Annotated in this window: 14 protein-coding genes; 6 read left to right on the plus strand and 8 right to left on the minus strand. The window is 63.3% G+C overall.

From position 1 onward, the window contains the following. Nucleotides 1-20: 20 nt before the first annotated feature. The 7 genes from AU381_RS07870 to AU381_RS07900 all read right to left on the minus strand — a co-directional run bounded on the left by AU381_RS07870 (nucleotide 21) and on the right by AU381_RS07900 (nucleotide 6582). Nucleotides 21-1958: a DUF2207 domain-containing protein gene (locus AU381_RS07870; RefSeq protein WP_064241184.1), complete on the minus strand. Its 1938-nt coding sequence runs from the start codon at nucleotides 1956-1958 to the stop codon at nucleotides 21-23. Nucleotides 1959-1983: 25 nt separating this feature from the next. Next, nucleotides 1984-2532, minus strand: coding sequence for a LemA family protein (locus AU381_RS07875; RefSeq protein ID WP_064241185.1), 549 nt, complete (start codon nucleotides 2530-2532; stop codon nucleotides 1984-1986). A 572-nt stretch (nucleotides 2533-3104) separates the two neighbouring features. After that, nucleotides 3105-4067 carry a glycine--tRNA ligase subunit alpha gene (locus AU381_RS07880; RefSeq protein WP_064241186.1) on the minus strand — a complete coding sequence of 321 codons (963 nt, stop codon included), beginning with the start codon at nucleotides 4065-4067 and terminating at the stop codon, nucleotides 3105-3107. A gap of 226 nt (nucleotides 4068-4293) precedes the next feature. Continuing rightward, nucleotides 4294-4485 carry a hypothetical protein gene (locus AU381_RS07885; RefSeq protein WP_064241187.1) on the minus strand — a complete coding sequence of 64 codons (192 nt, stop codon included), beginning with the start codon at nucleotides 4483-4485 and terminating at the stop codon, nucleotides 4294-4296. 110 nt (nucleotides 4486-4595) lie between these two features. After that, the gene (locus AU381_RS07890) at nucleotides 4596-5462 is read right to left on the minus strand and encodes a S49 family peptidase (protein WP_064241188.1); all 867 of its coding nucleotides are present in this window, start codon (nucleotides 5460-5462) and stop codon (nucleotides 4596-4598) included. A gap of 78 nt (nucleotides 5463-5540) precedes the next feature. Next, the gene (locus AU381_RS07895; RefSeq protein ID WP_064241189.1) at nucleotides 5541-6314 is read right to left on the minus strand and encodes a tRNA1(Val) (adenine(37)-N6)-methyltransferase; all 774 of its coding nucleotides are present in this window, start codon (nucleotides 6312-6314) and stop codon (nucleotides 5541-5543) included. Between the two features lie 46 nt (nucleotides 6315-6360). Beyond that, nucleotides 6361-6582: a putative signal transducing protein gene (locus tag AU381_RS07900; RefSeq protein ID WP_064241190.1), complete on the minus strand. Its 222-nt coding sequence runs from the start codon at nucleotides 6580-6582 to the stop codon at nucleotides 6361-6363. Nucleotides 6583-6693: 111 nt separating this feature from the next. Between AU381_RS07900 and AU381_RS07905 the strand changes: the two genes are divergently transcribed. From AU381_RS07905 to moaB, 4 genes are all read left to right on the plus strand, one after another. Continuing rightward, complete coding sequence (locus AU381_RS07905) at nucleotides 6694-7710, plus strand: polyprenyl synthetase family protein (protein WP_064241191.1); 1017 nt, start codon at nucleotides 6694-6696, stop codon at nucleotides 7708-7710. A gap of 165 nt (nucleotides 7711-7875) precedes the next feature. Continuing rightward, a complete protein-coding gene (locus AU381_RS07910) occupies nucleotides 7876-9708 on the plus strand; it encodes a tetratricopeptide repeat protein (protein ID WP_064241192.1) in 1833 nt (610 codons plus the stop codon). A gap of 3 nt (nucleotides 9709-9711) precedes the next feature. Continuing rightward, nucleotides 9712-10623, plus strand: a complete 912-nt coding sequence (locus AU381_RS07915) for a 4-(cytidine 5'-diphospho)-2-C-methyl-D-erythritol kinase (RefSeq protein ID WP_064241193.1) — start codon at nucleotides 9712-9714, stop codon at nucleotides 10621-10623. Nucleotides 10624-10626: 3 nt separating this feature from the next. Continuing rightward, complete coding sequence (gene moaB / locus AU381_RS07920; protein ID WP_064241194.1) at nucleotides 10627-11169, plus strand: molybdenum cofactor biosynthesis protein B; 543 nt, start codon at nucleotides 10627-10629, stop codon at nucleotides 11167-11169. A gap of 304 nt (nucleotides 11170-11473) precedes the next feature. Here moaB and AU381_RS07925 read toward each other — a convergent pair whose 3' ends face one another. Further along, entirely contained in the window at nucleotides 11474-12013 is a 540-nt protein-coding gene (locus tag AU381_RS07925) for a glycosyltransferase family protein (RefSeq protein ID WP_064241195.1), read from the minus strand. Nucleotides 12014-12186: 173 nt separating this feature from the next. On the opposite strand from AU381_RS07925, the gene AU381_RS07930 reads away from it, so the two are divergent. Both AU381_RS07930 and AU381_RS07935 read left to right on the plus strand, forming a co-directional pair. Then, the gene (locus tag AU381_RS07930) at nucleotides 12187-13344 is read left to right on the plus strand and encodes a PA0069 family radical SAM protein (RefSeq protein WP_064241196.1); all 1158 of its coding nucleotides are present in this window, start codon (nucleotides 12187-12189) and stop codon (nucleotides 13342-13344) included. A 174-nt stretch (nucleotides 13345-13518) separates the two neighbouring features. After that, on the plus strand, nucleotides 13519-14217 hold the full coding sequence (locus AU381_RS07935) for a ribonuclease HII (protein WP_064241197.1): 699 nt from the start codon (nucleotides 13519-13521) through the stop codon (nucleotides 14215-14217). Nucleotides 14218-14444 lie beyond the last annotated feature (227 nt).

The following is a 14444-nucleotide window of genomic DNA, read 5'->3' on the forward strand; positions in this document are numbered from 1 at the left end:
AGCTAGGAAATTGGCCGGCTCTACCAGCCGCCGCCGCCACCACCACCGCCTCCGCCGCCGGAAAAGCCGCCGCCGGAAGAAAAGCCGGATGACGAACTCTTGGGCGGAGGCGGCAGCGAAGAGGTCATCGTATCGGCCATCGATCCGGCGAAGCCACCGATCGTGTCGGAGAAAGATCCGGGACCAAAGGCGTCGCCATGATACCAGCTCGGCTGGTAGGCGGCGGCTGCCGCTCCCCCGGCTGCTGCCAGCAGCCAGCGATCAAAGGTCTCGGTCCAGGGCTTTTCGACTCCGAGCGCGACGGCGTAGGGCAAGAGCGTTTCGAAATGCCGCGGCGACATTTCGGGCGCGCCCTGCATGTTCAGCCGATCCTGCTCTGCAAGCGTCATATATTGCCGGAGCCCGTCGATACCATCCATCATCCGGGTGCCGAGCGGTGTCGGCGCACCCATCAGGTAGTAGAAGAGCCCATTGACGAGCACGATGCCGCCGATCGCGAAGAAGAGCGGCAGGTCGTCCGGCTCCGTCGCCGAGAAGATGACCACCGCCAGGATGCTCGAAAAGACCGCGACCAGCACAAAGCCGATGAAGGCCAGCCCGACGATCGACATAATGCGGCGCATGAGGCTCAACCCGCGCCTCAGAGACTTGCCGACCGAAACGGCGAAGCTGGAAACGAATACGGCGACGAAGACCGGGACGACGATGAAAGGAATCGTCTCTTCTCTGAGCTCGCCGAAGATGAAAAGCGCCGCAAGCGCAATGATCGAGAGCACGACGCCGCCGATGATGTAGCCGACATTGGCCCGGTAGTACTTGCCGCGATGCTCGCGCTCCATGGCGCTGCGGAAGCTGGAGCCGGCGGCCGCCACCGCCTTGCCGTTCGCCCGGTCGATCTTGAGCGTGCCGCCGGCCGCCTCGACCGCCTTCATCAGCGCCGCCTCGCCGGTCGGGAGCTTTTCGCCGCCGCTCTTTCCCGTTGCCGAGACAATGATCGCGTTTTTCAGATCGTCGAGGACGACGTAGCCCTTCACCGCCAGGCTGAGCACCGCCGCCGAAAGCGCGGTCCAGCCCTCGCCGGAAAAACCCTTGTTGTCGATGTAGTTGACGAGGGCGGGCGAAATGCCGTCCGGCGGGTCCCAGCGCGGCACCATGACGCCGCGGGCCGGGTCGCGACCGACCCGCACCCAGGCACGCCCGTAATAAAGGCCCACGGCGACGAGGCCGGCACCGGCGATGACCAGCGCCAGGTGGTCGCGCAGCCACCAGATGTTCTGCTGTGAGGCACTCGGCCGGTCGATGCTCCCCTTCGGCAGCTTGATCGCGACGGTCAGGCCTTCCTGGGGGCGAAGCCTGCGCGTGGTGGCGAAGAAGATCTCGCCCCCCTCCTCGACCGCGCGCGCATCCTTTCCGGTGGCGCCGTAGCCGCCCGTAAAGACGTCGAGCGCCTGGGCCACGACTCCGTCCGGCAATGTAACGGTCGCGGTCGCCTCCTCGATCGGGAAAGCCCATCCGGTTCCGGTCACGTTCCAGTAGAGCTCGTCGTGATCGTCGAAGAAGCGTATCTGGCGGCCGGTCTCATAGGTGATCTGAAATATATGTTCGCCGCGCGGCAGGAAGACGTCGGCGTTGCCTGTGTAGATGCGGATGCCGCCGCTGATCGTTTCGGTGCGGTAGTCCTCCTGCTCGCCATCGCGCTCGATGGAAACAAGCTTGAAATCCACCCGGACGCGCTGGCCGTTCGGGTCGAGAAAGGTCAAGGGAAAATCACGATAGATACCGCGGCGGATCTGATTGCCTTCGACGTTCGCGGTGATCGTTTCGGTCACCGCGAGGGTGCCGTCCTTGGCGACGTCGATGACCGAATGGTAGGAAGAAATGATCTCTTCCGCCGCCGCCGAGAACGGTGCGGCAATGACCAGAAGCACGAACGCAAGCGCCGCGAGAAGCCGCCTCATCAGGATTTTCCTCTTCCGCGCCGGCTTAGAACCTGACCGACGGCACAGCGCGATCCGCTTCGTTGGTGATCTCGAAATAGCTGGCCTTGGCAAAGCGGAACGTGTTGGCGATCAGGTTGGATGGGAAGCTTTCGACCTTGACGTTGAGATCGCGGGCAGCGCCGTTGTAATAACGGCGCGACATCTGGAGCTCGCCTTCGATCGTCTCCAGCGAGCTTTGAAGCTCGGCAAAATTCTCATTGGCCTTCAGATCCGGGTAGGCTTCGGCAAGCGCAAAGAGCCGGCCGAGCGCCTGCGAGAGCGCCCCTTCCGCAGCCGCTCGCCCGGCGATGTCGCCCTCCGGGACAGCCTGGGCCCGGTTGCGCAAGGCGACGACCTCCTCGAGCGTCGACTTCTCGTGTGCCGCATAGCCCTTCACCGTCTCGATCAGGTTGGGGATGAGGTCGGCGCGGCGCTTCAACTGCACGTCGATGCCGGACCAGGCCTCTTCGGCCATCTGCCGCGCCTTGACGAGGCCGTTGTAGACGAACACCAGGTAGAGGATCACGGCGACCCCGATTGCCAGCCCGATCATAAAATGCCCTCCTTCAGAACCCGCCGGAGGTTAGCACCGACTCCGCGTGCGATATACAGGACGCGCCGGCAAAAAGCATACATTTCCCCGCTCCAATTCGAAGGCATTTCCGCGATCGAACCGGCTCGGCCGCAAGATTGCCGCCCGCCCCGTCGGACCGACTAAAAATCAATGCCTGGCAGCAGTTTTCATGTCGCCCTTTGGCCAGCGGCGAGCTGTTCCGCCGGTAACGGCGCGACGAGCGCTTGTGTCCGATACTCAAATCATCAAACAACCGCAACATGCAGACAAGACCATGACTTCGCTCACCACTTTCATCAACGTCGTCGCCTTTACGGCGCTGTTCACTGCCCACGCGAGCGCAGCACCGGTCGAGAGGCCGGCCGGTATCCGCCGCGCACTGCAAATCTATGCCGGCGAATTATCGAACGGCGCCTATATGACGCTGGAAGCGATGTGGCGGCTCGATGGAAGCGAGTTCTTCTGCTTGCAATGCAGGGAGGCGTCTTCCGCCGCGCGGACGGTGACTAGGGCGTCCGGCCCTGCGGACGGAGGATCAGCGTCGTCGCCTATCAGGCGGCTTCCCTGTTCCAGTTCGCACCCCCTGCGTCGGTGAGCAGGAAGGCTTCGCCACAGGCTTTGGCCAGCGTGCGCACCCGCAGGATATAGCTCTGCCGTTCCGTCACGGAGATAACGCCGCGGGCATCCAGAAGATTGAAGACGTGGCTCGCCTTGATGCACTGGTCGTAGGCGGGAAGAACGCATTTGTGCAGGCGGTTGTTGCCGGCGTCTCCCGGCGCGCCGGCGGCGAGCAGCGCCACGCATTCCTTCTCGGCGTCGATGAAATGCTGATGCAGCATGGCCGTGTTGGCATATTCGAAATTGTGCCGAGAATATTCCTGCTCGGCCTGCAGGAACACGTCGCCGTAGGTGATCTTCTCCGCACCCTCGCGGCCGTTGAAGTTCAGGTCGTAGACATTGTCGACGCCCTGCACATACATCGCCAAGCGTTCGAGGCCATAGGTCAATTCACCGGAAACCGGAGAGCACTCGATGCCGCAGACCTGCTGGAAGTAGGTGAACTGCGAGACTTCCATGCCATCGCACCAGCACTCCCAGCCAAGCCCCCATGCGCCTAGCGTCGGGCTTTCCCAATCGTCCTCAACGAAACGGATATCGTGCAGCAGCGGATCGAGGCCGATCGCCTCCAGCGAGCCGAGGTAAAGCTCCTGCAGGTTCGAAGGATTCGGCTTCAACAACACCTGGTACTGGTAATAGTGCTGGAGCCGGTTCGGATTCTCTCCGTAGCGGCCGTCGGTCGGGCGGCGCGAGGGCTGGACGTAGGCCGCACGCCAGGGCTTCGGCCCGAGCGCACGCAGCGTCGTCGCCGGGTGGAACGTCCCGGCACCGACCTCCATGTCATAGGGCTGGAGCACGGCACAGCCCTTGTCGGCCCAATAATTGTGCAGCGTCAGGATCAGGGCCTGGAAGGAACGCTTCGGGTTCATATGGTCCGGCAGGGAGGCGGTGGTCATGGGATCAGGTCCGAATTCTTCGAAATCTCGCCGGGACAGGTGCCATGCCGCAGGGCAAGGGTCAAGCGCCTTGGCCCGATGCGCCGAAGGGAGCGATAGGTCCTGACCCTGAAGCGCGTCGCGTTCAAACGGGTTCAGGCGACGCGCTTTAGGTCTTTGTTTTTATGCATATCGTTGTCCCAAACCGCTGCACGCTTTTGGGCGACATGCATTAGTTCGGCGGACGTCACTCGTCCTCGCGCTTCAGGCGGTATTCTCCGGTTTTCGGATCCTTGACGAGCGTCCCGTTGGCGCCGGTCTCGCGCTCCCGGCGCAAGCGTTCCTGGTGACGCGTCACTTTCCGGGCATCGGCGATGAACTTGCGGTAGCCGATCCAGGCAATGAGGGCGACGATCAAGAGCAGGATGATCTGCGGCATGGTTTCTCCTCTGCTCCTCCTTGGACCGGATGCCGGACGGGAGATGCAGCACCTCGTGTTACAGCGGCCTTGCACGCCTGACCCGATGTCACCGACCAGTTACCATTGTCTCACAGGCCGAAGCGGGCCCAAAGTGCCCTTTCCTCGATCGCCTCCATCAGGCCCGCGGCGGCCGAAGCCGCCAAGGGTGCGGCGAGTGACCCGGCGACCGCGGCACCCGGCTGGCGGCGTCCGAAGAGGCTGCGGGTCGGCTGCATCAGCTCGAGGCGAGCCTTTTCACCGTAGCGTCTCTTCACCTCTCCGCGCATGTCGCCGAGAGCGTCGACGAGGCCCAGTTCCTGGCCGCGCCGCCCGGTCCAGAAGAGGCCGGAGAATATATCGGGATGGTCGGCAAGCAGCGAGCCGCGGCGGGCCTTGACAAGCTGGATGAAGGTGTCGTGGATATCCAGCTGAAGGCTCTTGAGGAACTCGACGTCACGCTCCTTTTCCGGCTGGAACGGGTCGAGAACGACCTTGTTTTCGCCGGCCGTGTAAACGCGCCGTTCAACGCCCACCTTCTTCAGAAGCTCCGGAAAGCCGAAGCCGCCGGACACGACGCCGATCGAGCCGACGATCGAGCTCGGATCGGCGATGATCTCGTCGCCGGCGAGCGCGATCATGTAACCGCCCGAGGCGGCGACGTCCTCGATGAAGATCAGCACGCGCTTCTTCTTCTCATCCGCAAGATCGCGGATGCGCTGATAGATCAGCCGGGACTGGACGGGCGAGCCGCCGGGCGAATTGACGGAAATGGCAACGGCCGGCGCCTCCTTGACCGAGAAGGCCTTTTCGAGAAGGGGCGCGACGGTTGCGAGGTTGAGAACCGGGCGGAACTGCCCGCCCCCGGACATGATGGTGCCGTGAAGCCGGATCGCCGGGATCGCAATCCCGTCCTTGCGAAAACGTCTCGGCATCAGCTTTTTCAAGAACCCGGCCATTTCAACTCCTGCCCGATACGAACTTGTCCCTGCATGTATGCATTGGCGCCGCAAACGCAATGGCACGCTTACCGTTAATCATCGGCGGCAATAGGCGGCGCGGCCATTGTTGAGATCATCGACCTCGGGCGAGAAATGGTGCGTCCCTTCAGCATGCATGGTCAGCGGTGCCCGGAGAACCAGGCGCTTGCGACTCTGCTTTATCGCCGTCACCAGGATCCTGACCGCATTCTCGCCGGCGCGCGGCAAGAGCGGCGTGATCTCGATGCCGCCGAAGCGGCGGCCGCAGGCCGCGATGATCTCGGCGATCGATTCCGGCCGCGCGATCAGCGAAAGCTGCCCGCCCGGCTTCGTGATCGCCCCGGCCGTCTTGATCCAGGTCTCGAAGAGATCGTCGCTCATCGCATGCGCCTCGGCCTTGAGCCGATCCGGCGTCCTGCGGTCGGCGGCGTCGTTGAACGGCGGATTCATGATCACGTGATCGAAGGCGTCGTCCGGGAGACCGGCTGCAACACGCGCCTTGCCGTTCAGCGCGACATCCGCCTCGAGCACGGCGACCCGCGCGGCGAAGCGCGTGTTCTCCGGCAAGGCAAGGCTGCGGCGGGCAAAGTCCGCCATGAGCGGCGAACGCTCGACGAGCAGCACCTCAGCCTCTGGGAGCCGCGAGGCGACCGCCATGCCGGCCGCACCCGCGCCCGCACCGAGATCGGCGACACGGCAGGAGCGCTCGCACGAAACGAGCGCAGCAAGCAGCATCGCATCCATTCCCGAGCGATGGCCCTGGCCGAGCGGCTGGATCAGATGGAACCTGCCGCGGTGAAACGCATCCACGGTTTCCGCCGTCGTCGTCATTGCGGCTGCCCCTCGGATGGCCAGCCGCTCTGCGGCAGGCGAGGCATCATTGCCGGAGTTCCTTTTCCAGACCGGCATCGATCAGAATGCGCCGGGCTCTCTCGGCATCCTCTTCGGCCACCAGGAATCGCCGCGGCAAGAGACCAAGCGAGCCTTCGAGGATGCTCATGTCCCGATCGGCAATGAGACATGCAATGCCGGCATCCTTCATCAGGCTTTCCGCAAAGGAGAGAAGCACGGCGTCGTTGGTGCGGATCAGTTCTATCATTTGTCTCAATGATCCCGTCTTAAATTGCAGCGGGCGAGGCAATTCGCCTCTTGCCGCCCGAAGCCCCGCTTTCTATTGTCAAACCCGACAACGAAGCAGGAGTCCGGGGCGTTGGGCGTAGTGATACCGCTGGAAGACAATAAAAACAAACAGGCGTCGGTGAAGCCGCTTGTCGACCTGACGGCGTCTGACATGGAGCGCGTCAACCAGCTCATCCTCTCCAAAGCGGGCTCCGACGTGCAGATGATCCCGGAGGTCGCCAACCACCTGATTTCCTCCGGCGGAAAGCGGTTGCGGCCGATGCTGACGCTCGCTGCCGCTTCAATGTTCGGCTACGAGGGCGACGCCCATGTCAAGCTCGCAACCAGTGTCGAATTTATGCATACGGCGACGCTGCTCCACGACGACGTGGTCGATGAAAGCGACCTCAGACGCGGCAAATCGACGGCGCGGACGATCTGGGGCAACCAGGCGAGCGTGCTCGTCGGCGACTTCCTGCTCGGACAGGCTTTCCGCATGATGGTCGACGTCGGCTCGCTCGACGCGCTCGATGTGCTGTCGACCGCCGCCTCGGTGATTGCCGAAGGCGAAGTGCTGCAACTTTCCGTCGCCAAGAACATGGAGACGACCGAGGACGATTACCTGCAGGTCATCCGCGCCAAGACCGCGGCGCTCTTCGCCGCTGCCGCCGAGGTCGGGCCGATCGTTGCGAGCGCCAGCCGGGCCGACCGCAACGCGCTGAAATCCTATGGCATGAACCTCGGCCTCGCCTTCCAGCTCGTCGACGACGTTCTCGACTATGGCGGCTCGTCGAGTGATCTCGGCAAGAATGTCGGCGACGACTTCCGCGAGGGCAAGATCACGCTCCCGGTCATCCTCTCCTACCGTCGCGGCACGCCGGAGGATCGGGCCTTCTGGCGCGAAGCCATCGAGGGCGGCGCCAGCGATGCGGTCAACCTCGACAAGGCGCTCGGTCTCATCCGCCGCTACGGCGGATTGACCGACACGATCGCGCGCGCCCAGCACTACGGGACGATTGCGCGCGATGCTCTCGCACCGCTGCCGGCTTCTCCCTGGAAGTCGGCCTTGATCGAGGTGATCGATTTCTGCATCGATCGGGTGAGCTGAGCGCCAGGGCGAGACGCAATATTCTCCCGCGGAGGAATTTCTTGCCGCGTTGCGCCAAAAAAGCCATTCTATTCTTCAATACTTGCGTTCGGCAACTTGCGATCGACTCCGGAACAAACAGTAGAGACGCGGCGAGCCGAGACGATCGGCAACGAAAGGTTTGACATGCGGCATAATACATTCCTTCGCCTCCTCGGCGGCGCGGCAATGCTGGCTCTCCTGTGCGTGACCGGCAGCCACCAAGCCTTTGCTGAAGAGAAGGCGGCCGTCGAGGATGCCCGGCCTTTCGACATCAGGAGCGTCAATACCTTCGCCGGCGCCTTCCTGGCGGCGCGGACCGCCGACGTCGATCGCGATTTCGCAACGGCGACGGAACTCTACCGCATCGCCCTCAGGTTCGACCCGGACAATACCGAGGTCAAGCAGCGGCTGATGATCACGCTGCTGATGAGCGGCAAGTTCGACGAAGGCGTCAAGATCGCCGAGGCGCTGAAATCCGATCCGGCCGTCGAGCGGATCACCACGACCGCCCGGGCCATCGAAGCGATCCGCAAGCGTGAATATCGCAGTGCCCAGAAGCTCCTGAACTACCAGGGTCCGAACGATCTCGACCGGCTGATGAGCACTCTCCTTTCAGCCTGGGCGAAATTCGGGCAGGGCCGGCCGAAGGAGGCCATTGCCCAGATCAAGGCTCTCGAAGGGCCGGAATGGTTCCGGGTGTTCAAGAACTACCATGCCGGTGCGATCGCTCTTGCGGCTGGCGACAAGGCGACCGCCCGCAGCAGGCTGAACGACGCCATTCTCGACCGGGAGGGCGGCGGTGCCGCACCGGATACCTTCATGCGCGCCGTCGAGGCGCTGGCACGCTTCGAAGCCAGCGAGGGCAACCGGCAGAAGGCGCTGGACACGGTTTCCGTCGGCGAGAGCCTCGTCAACAACTACACGCCGCTCGAGGCGCTCAGAAAGAGCATCGAAGAGGGTGAGCCCCAGGAGCAGCAGGTGCGCAACGCCGCGCAGGGGGCTGCAGCAGTCCTCTTTTCAATCGGCGGCGCCCTCAACCGCGAGGGAGCTGAAGACATCGTCACGCTCTACCTGCAGACGGCACGGCACCTCGATCCGCAAAGCGCCGACATCCTGGTCATGCTCGGCGGCATCGCTGAAAATCTGAAGAAGCAGGATGAGGCGATTGCGCTTTACAAGAGCGTGCCGGCGGATTCGCCGATGCGCCGCGTCTCCGAGCTTCAGCTCGGCCTGGCGCTTGCCGGCGTCGGCAAGGTCGACGAGGCGAAGAAACACCTGCAGGCGCTGATCGAAGTCGATCCGAAGAACATCCGCAACTATCTCGCCTATGGCAGCGTGCTTTCCGACGCCAAGGCGTACAAGGAGATGGGCGATCTTTACGACCGCGCCGTCGAGGCGATCGGCCCGGTGCCGAAGCGCAGCGACTGGACGGTGTTCTTCCAGCGGGGGATCGCCTATGAACGGCAGAAGATCTGGGCGAAGGCGGAGCCGAATTTCCTGAAGGCGCTGGAGCTCAACCCGAACCAGCCGCAGGTGCTGAACTATCTCGGCTATTCGTGGGTCGACATGAACATCAATCTCGACAAGGGCCTGGAGATGATCCGCAAGGCGGTCGAGCTGAAGCCCGACGACGGCTACATCGTCGATTCGCTCGGATGGGCCTATTTCCGCATGAACCGCTTCGACGAGGCCGTGACCGAGTTGGAGCGCGCCGCCGAACTGATGGCCGGCGACCCGACGATAAACGACCATCTCGGCGATGCCTATTGGAGGGTCGGACGCAAGCTCGAGGCCGTCTTCCAGTGGAACCAGGCGCTCGAAATGAAGCCCGAGGAAGCGGAAATTCCGAAGATCCAGGCAAAGATCGAGAAAGGCTTGCCGCCGCTCAAGGAGCGGGTCCCGGCCGCGGCGGACGCCAAGGAGACGCTGCCGAAGAAGCCAGGCCCCGAAGTCGCCGCACCGGGCAAGAAATCCTGATCCATGCAGACGGATGGCATAGCCGGCTTCGCGCTGACCTGCGCGGCGCCGGCCAAGATCAATCTGGCACTGCATGTCGTCGGCCGGCGCGCCGACGGACATCACCTTCTGGAAAGTCTCGTCACCTTTGCAGAGTGCGGCGACCGGATAGCATTGGCGCCGGCGGATGCCGACCGCTTCACAGTATCCGGCCCCTTTTCACGCGATCTGCCGGTTTCGGCGGATAGCAAGGGCGGCAACCTGGTGCTGCGGGCTCGCGACCTGTTGCGGCGGGAACTGATCGGGCGGGGCGACGCTGCCGCCCCTGTCCATGTGCACCTGGAGAAGAACCTGCCGATCGCCTCCGGCATCGGCGGAGGCTCGGCAGATGCGGCAGCGACGTTGCGAGGTCTGCTTTCGCTGTGGAAGGCAGAGATCGCCCCGCAAAGGCTCATCAGCCTCGCCCTGGAACTCGGCGCCGATGTGCCGATGTGCCTCGAGGGCAGGCCGCTGCTTGCCAAGGGGATCGGGGAAGAGATAGCCCTCCTTGCCGATCTGCCGACCTTCGCGATCGTCCTCGTCAATCCGCTCGTCGCCGTCTCGACGCCCGTCATCTTCCGGATGCTCGCCGAGAAGAGCAATCCTCCCCTGACCCTCCCGCACGGCGCCCGCACGGCGGCGGACTGGCTGGCGGCACTCGCCGGGATGCGCAACGATCTGGAGCGGCCGGCGCGAGCCCTGGAGCCGACGATCGAGGCGGTGTCGCGCGCCTTGCAGACCGTGGATGCCGATCTCGTAAGGATGTCGGGCTCGGGCGCCACGTGCTTCGGCCTGTTCGACGGCGACGAAAAGGCGGCTGCGGCGGCGCAACGCATTTCCGCCGATCATCCCGGGTGGTACGTTCTAGCCACCCGAACCTCGGGGAAGCGAGGATAGGCAATGCCCGGCATCGACGAAACACGCCCCTTCATTCCCGTCGGCATAGCCGTCCTCACGATTTCGGATACGCGCACGCGCGCTGACGACAAGTCCGGCGACGCGCTCGAGGCACGCATACGCGAAGCCGGCCATCGGCTCGAGGCGCGCGCAATCGTGACGGACGACCGGCAGAAGATCTACGGTCAGGTGAAGGCCTGGACGCTGGATGCGTCGATCGACGTCGTCATCACCACCGGCGGGACCGGCTTCACCGGCCGCGACGTGACGCCCGAAGCGCTGGAGCCGCTTTTCGAGAAGCGCATGGACGGGTTTTCCGAGGTCTTTCACCGGATCTCCTACGACAAGATCGGTACGTCGACGATCCAGTCGCGGGCAACGGGCGGCGTTGCCAATGCCACCTTCATCTTCGTGCTGCCCGGTTCGCCGGGCGCCTGCAAGGATGCCTGGGATGGGATCCTGAAGCAGCAGCTCGACTACCGGCACATGCCCTGCAATTTCGTCGAGATCATGCCACGGCTGGATGAGCACCTGAAACGCGGCTGACAGCTTTACTGTTCCGTTTGGAACAGTCACTCACGGTTGAAGCCGCTATATTGCTGCACGTCAGCTCGCCGGAAGGCATGTACGTAGCCAGCATTCGTATCGGGCGAAGCGAAGACGCCTCTTTCCGTCTCATCTCCTGGAAAGAGACCTACGAAGCCATAGGACATGGTGCTCCGCCAAAGTTGAGATGGGGCAACATGGCAAGACCTTTTGTCGGCAAGGTTATTTGAGAAGCTCTTCAGGGGGTACCGCAAGGCAGCCCCTTTTGTGACGGCAACACCCAAGTTGAAAGGCTTAGAGCCTTTCACACCCGCTCGGCCGCCGCAGATCGATGCCCGACAGCAACCCAGGCCGGAACGAGTTCGGTCGCCAGCTTGCGGACCGCCCGGGCGGCGGCAATGTCGCCGAGCCGCATATCGGCGCGCGCCACCGCTACGGCGTCCTGCTTGCGCATCAGAAACCCAGCTTCGAGCGGCGCACTCCGCTGCGACAGACGTTTGAGGAGCGGCCGCCTATGCATGCGAGAAGGTGAAAACCGCGCCGGATCCTTGTTTAGCGAGACATATTCGATAAGCTCGTCCACCCAGCGCCCGATGGGACGAGCGCCCGGCTCAAGCAGCATCAGCCAATCGCCGCGCGCCGAACGAACGATGTCGGCAAGGTCCCATTCGGCGCAGAAGCGGCAGCCGGCCGCATCGGCGACAAGCACCGAACCATCTCTGGAGCCGTGATCCAGAATGATGACGTCGCTGACAAGCCCCTCGACTGCCCCGGCGACAAGCACGGACAATGTCTGCGCGAGTTCCGCTTCGTTGTCCCTTGTCTCCATTATGATCGTCAGCATACTGTCTCCTAGCGCATCGCCGGTTCTAATACCACAATTCTTGGGGGGTGTTAGCGGCCTGACTCGGCGATTACGAGCCGCAGCGGCATTTTGTTCTTGCTTTGTTCCAATCAGTGCGGTAGGAAAATAATCAGAGCGGAACGGAGTCGCAAATCGGTTCCCAGGAGATGTCCATGACCGAGCTGTCTCAACTCAGGCAGGGTGCTTTCGCGCCCGGCAATAGCGCAGAGCTGGCGGAAGCCATCGTCACCGGGACAGGCGTCAGAATAGAAATCGATCGCCGCAGGGGACGCGGTGCCGCCCTCAATATGGGTGGCCGTTTCGAGCCGCGGACGCGAGATGCCTTCGACGATGGTTGGCAGACCATCGAGGAATTGCCGCCGTTCAAGACGGAAGTTCAGATCGAAAAACCCCGCAACGTCATCACGCGCAACGAGTCGCCCGACATTTCCTTCGATCGCTCCATCAATCCTTACAGAGGCTGCGAGCACGGCTGCATCTATTGTTTCGCTCGGCCGACGCACGCCTATATGGGACTCTCGGCGGGGCTCGATTTCGAATCGAAGCTCTTCGCCAAGCCGGACGCACCCCGCTTGCTGGAACGTGAATTGGCGAAGCCGGATTACAAGGTGCGTCCGATCGCGATCGGCACCAACACGGACCCTTATCAACCGATCGAGAAAGAGTGGCGCATCATGCGCCAGATCCTCGAGGTTCTGAAGGCTGCCAATCATCCGGTGATGATCGTGACCAAGTCTGCCATGGTGACGCGTGACATCGATCTGCTCGCCCCGATGGCGGAAAAGGGCCTGGCGCGCGTCGGCATTTCGGTGACGACGCTCGACCGCAAGCTGGCGCGCGCCATGGAGCCGCGGGCTTCGACGCCGCCCAAGCGGCTCGAAGCAATTCGCGAAGTCTCGGAAGCAGGCATTCCGGCCGGCGTCTTGGTGGCGCCGATCATTCCCGCTCTCAACGACCACGAGATCGAACGCGTGCTCGATGCAGCGAAAACGGTAGGCGCCACGGAAGCAAGCTACGTGCTCCTGCGCCTGCCGCTCGAAGTGAGCCCGCTCTTCCGCGACTGGCTGCTCCGAAACTATCCGGACCGCTACAGGCATGTGATGTCGCTTGTCCGTTCGATGCGCGGCGGCAAGGATTATGACGCCGAGTTCGGCAAGCGCATGAAGGGTGCCGGCCCCTATGCGTGGCAGATCGGCCGCCGGTTCGAACTTGCCGCCAAGCGCCTGGAGCTCAACCTCACCCGCCGCCAGTTGCGGCACGATATCTTCGTGCCCCCGCTGGGGATGGGTGTGCAGCTGTCGTTGCTGTAGGAGGCCGCCGGCACGCACGGGCGCGTGATTGAGGGTGAGTGGTTAGAAGTTATCACAATTTTTGTTTCCGGCGCCTCCCTTGCCTCAGGATGCGCTGGCTTTCCTCCCGGTGACCGCCGCACACGTTACCGGGGGGCTTGAAGGGAATCGGGCGAATATGCGAGGGTCCCCCGCATGTCACGTCGCAAGTCGCCCGATTCCCCGCTTTTTCAACTCGACCCGGTCCTTCCGGACTTCAGCTTCGAAATCGCCGCCAAGCGGGATGGTTTTTGGCCGGTCGCAGGCGCAGACGAAGCCGGCCGCGGACCGCTCGCCGGCCCGGTGGTGGCAGCAGCGGTGATCCTCGACCCCGATGCCGTGCCTGCCGGCCTCAACGACAGCAAACTCCTGACAGTCGAACAGCGCGAAGCGCTGTTCGGCGAGATCATGGCGACGGCGACCGTATCGATCGCCTCCTCCTCGGCCGGACATATCGACGCGACCGACATCCTCAAGGCCAGTCTCGACGCCATGCGTCGCGCGATCGACGGCCTATCCATTGCGGCGCGCTTCGCGCTCATCGACGGCCGCGACGTTCCACTGGGCCTCCCCTGCCACGCGAAAGCGATCATCAAGGGCGATTCCCGTTCCGTGTCGATCGCCGCCGCCTCCATCGTCGCGAAGGTCACGCGCGACCGCATGATGGCCCGTGCCGATGCGACCTTCCCCGCCTATGGCTTCGCGCTGCACGCAGGCTATGCCACCGTCAGGCACCGCAACGCCATCGACAGTCACGGACCTTGTTCATTGCATCGCATGAGCTTCCGCCCCTTTCGGCAGGACCAGGAGCAGCCCGTGGCAATGAGCGCTGAACCGCTCGACGCCAACTCCTGACGGCAACGCCGTTGCTGCGCTGCTCGCATGTTTCCTTAATCGTAGCCGATTGAAGGATAAAAGCATGGGAGAGTCAAAGTGCTACAGCGTCCCTGTGCGCCTGATCACCGTATACGACAGTAGCCCTGCTGCGCCGGTTGCGGCGAGGCTTCTCCCCCGATCCTCATTCCTGTGCTTGTCACAGGAATCCAGCGGCCCAGGTCCTTGGGCTGAAAAATGGCTTTTCC

Source organism: Sinorhizobium glycinis, from assembly GCF_001651865.1.
Lineage (GTDB): Bacteria > Pseudomonadota > Alphaproteobacteria > Rhizobiales > Rhizobiaceae > Sinorhizobium > Sinorhizobium glycinis.

Bases quoted from the DNA above. Each gene is read 5' to 3' on its own strand.
- AU381_RS07870 (WP_064241184.1), bottom strand. From the start codon at position 1,958: ATGAGGCGGCTTCTCGCGGCGCTTGCGTTCGTGCTTCTGGTCATTGCC.
- AU381_RS07875 (WP_064241185.1), bottom strand. From the start codon at position 2,532: ATGATCGGGCTGGCAATCGGGGTCGCCGTGATCCTCTACCTGGTGTTC.
- AU381_RS07880 (WP_064241186.1), bottom strand. From the start codon at position 4,067: ATGACCACCGCCTCCCTGCCGGACCATATGAACCCGAAGCGTTCCTTC.
- AU381_RS07885 (WP_064241187.1), bottom strand. From the start codon at position 4,485: ATGCCGCAGATCATCCTGCTCTTGATCGTCGCCCTCATTGCCTGGATC.
- AU381_RS07890 (WP_064241188.1), bottom strand. From the start codon at position 5,462: ATGGCCGGGTTCTTGAAAAAGCTGATGCCGAGACGTTTTCGCAAGGAC.
- AU381_RS07895 (WP_064241189.1), bottom strand. From the start codon at position 6,314: ATGACGACGACGGCGGAAACCGTGGATGCGTTTCACCGCGGCAGGTTC.
- AU381_RS07900 (WP_064241190.1), bottom strand. From the start codon at position 6,582: ATGATAGAACTGATCCGCACCAACGACGCCGTGCTTCTCTCCTTTGCG.
- AU381_RS07910 (WP_064241192.1), top strand. From the start codon at position 7,876: ATGCGGCATAATACATTCCTTCGCCTCCTCGGCGGCGCGGCAATGCTG.
- AU381_RS07915 (WP_064241193.1), top strand. From the start codon at position 9,712: ATGCAGACGGATGGCATAGCCGGCTTCGCGCTGACCTGCGCGGCGCCG.
- moaB (WP_064241194.1), top strand. From the start codon at position 10,627: ATGCCCGGCATCGACGAAACACGCCCCTTCATTCCCGTCGGCATAGCC.
- AU381_RS07925 (WP_064241195.1), bottom strand. From the start codon at position 12,013: ATGCTGACGATCATAATGGAGACAAGGGACAACGAAGCGGAACTCGCG.
- AU381_RS07930 (WP_064241196.1), top strand. From the start codon at position 12,187: ATGACCGAGCTGTCTCAACTCAGGCAGGGTGCTTTCGCGCCCGGCAAT.
- AU381_RS07935 (WP_064241197.1), top strand. From the start codon at position 13,519: ATGTCACGTCGCAAGTCGCCCGATTCCCCGCTTTTTCAACTCGACCCG.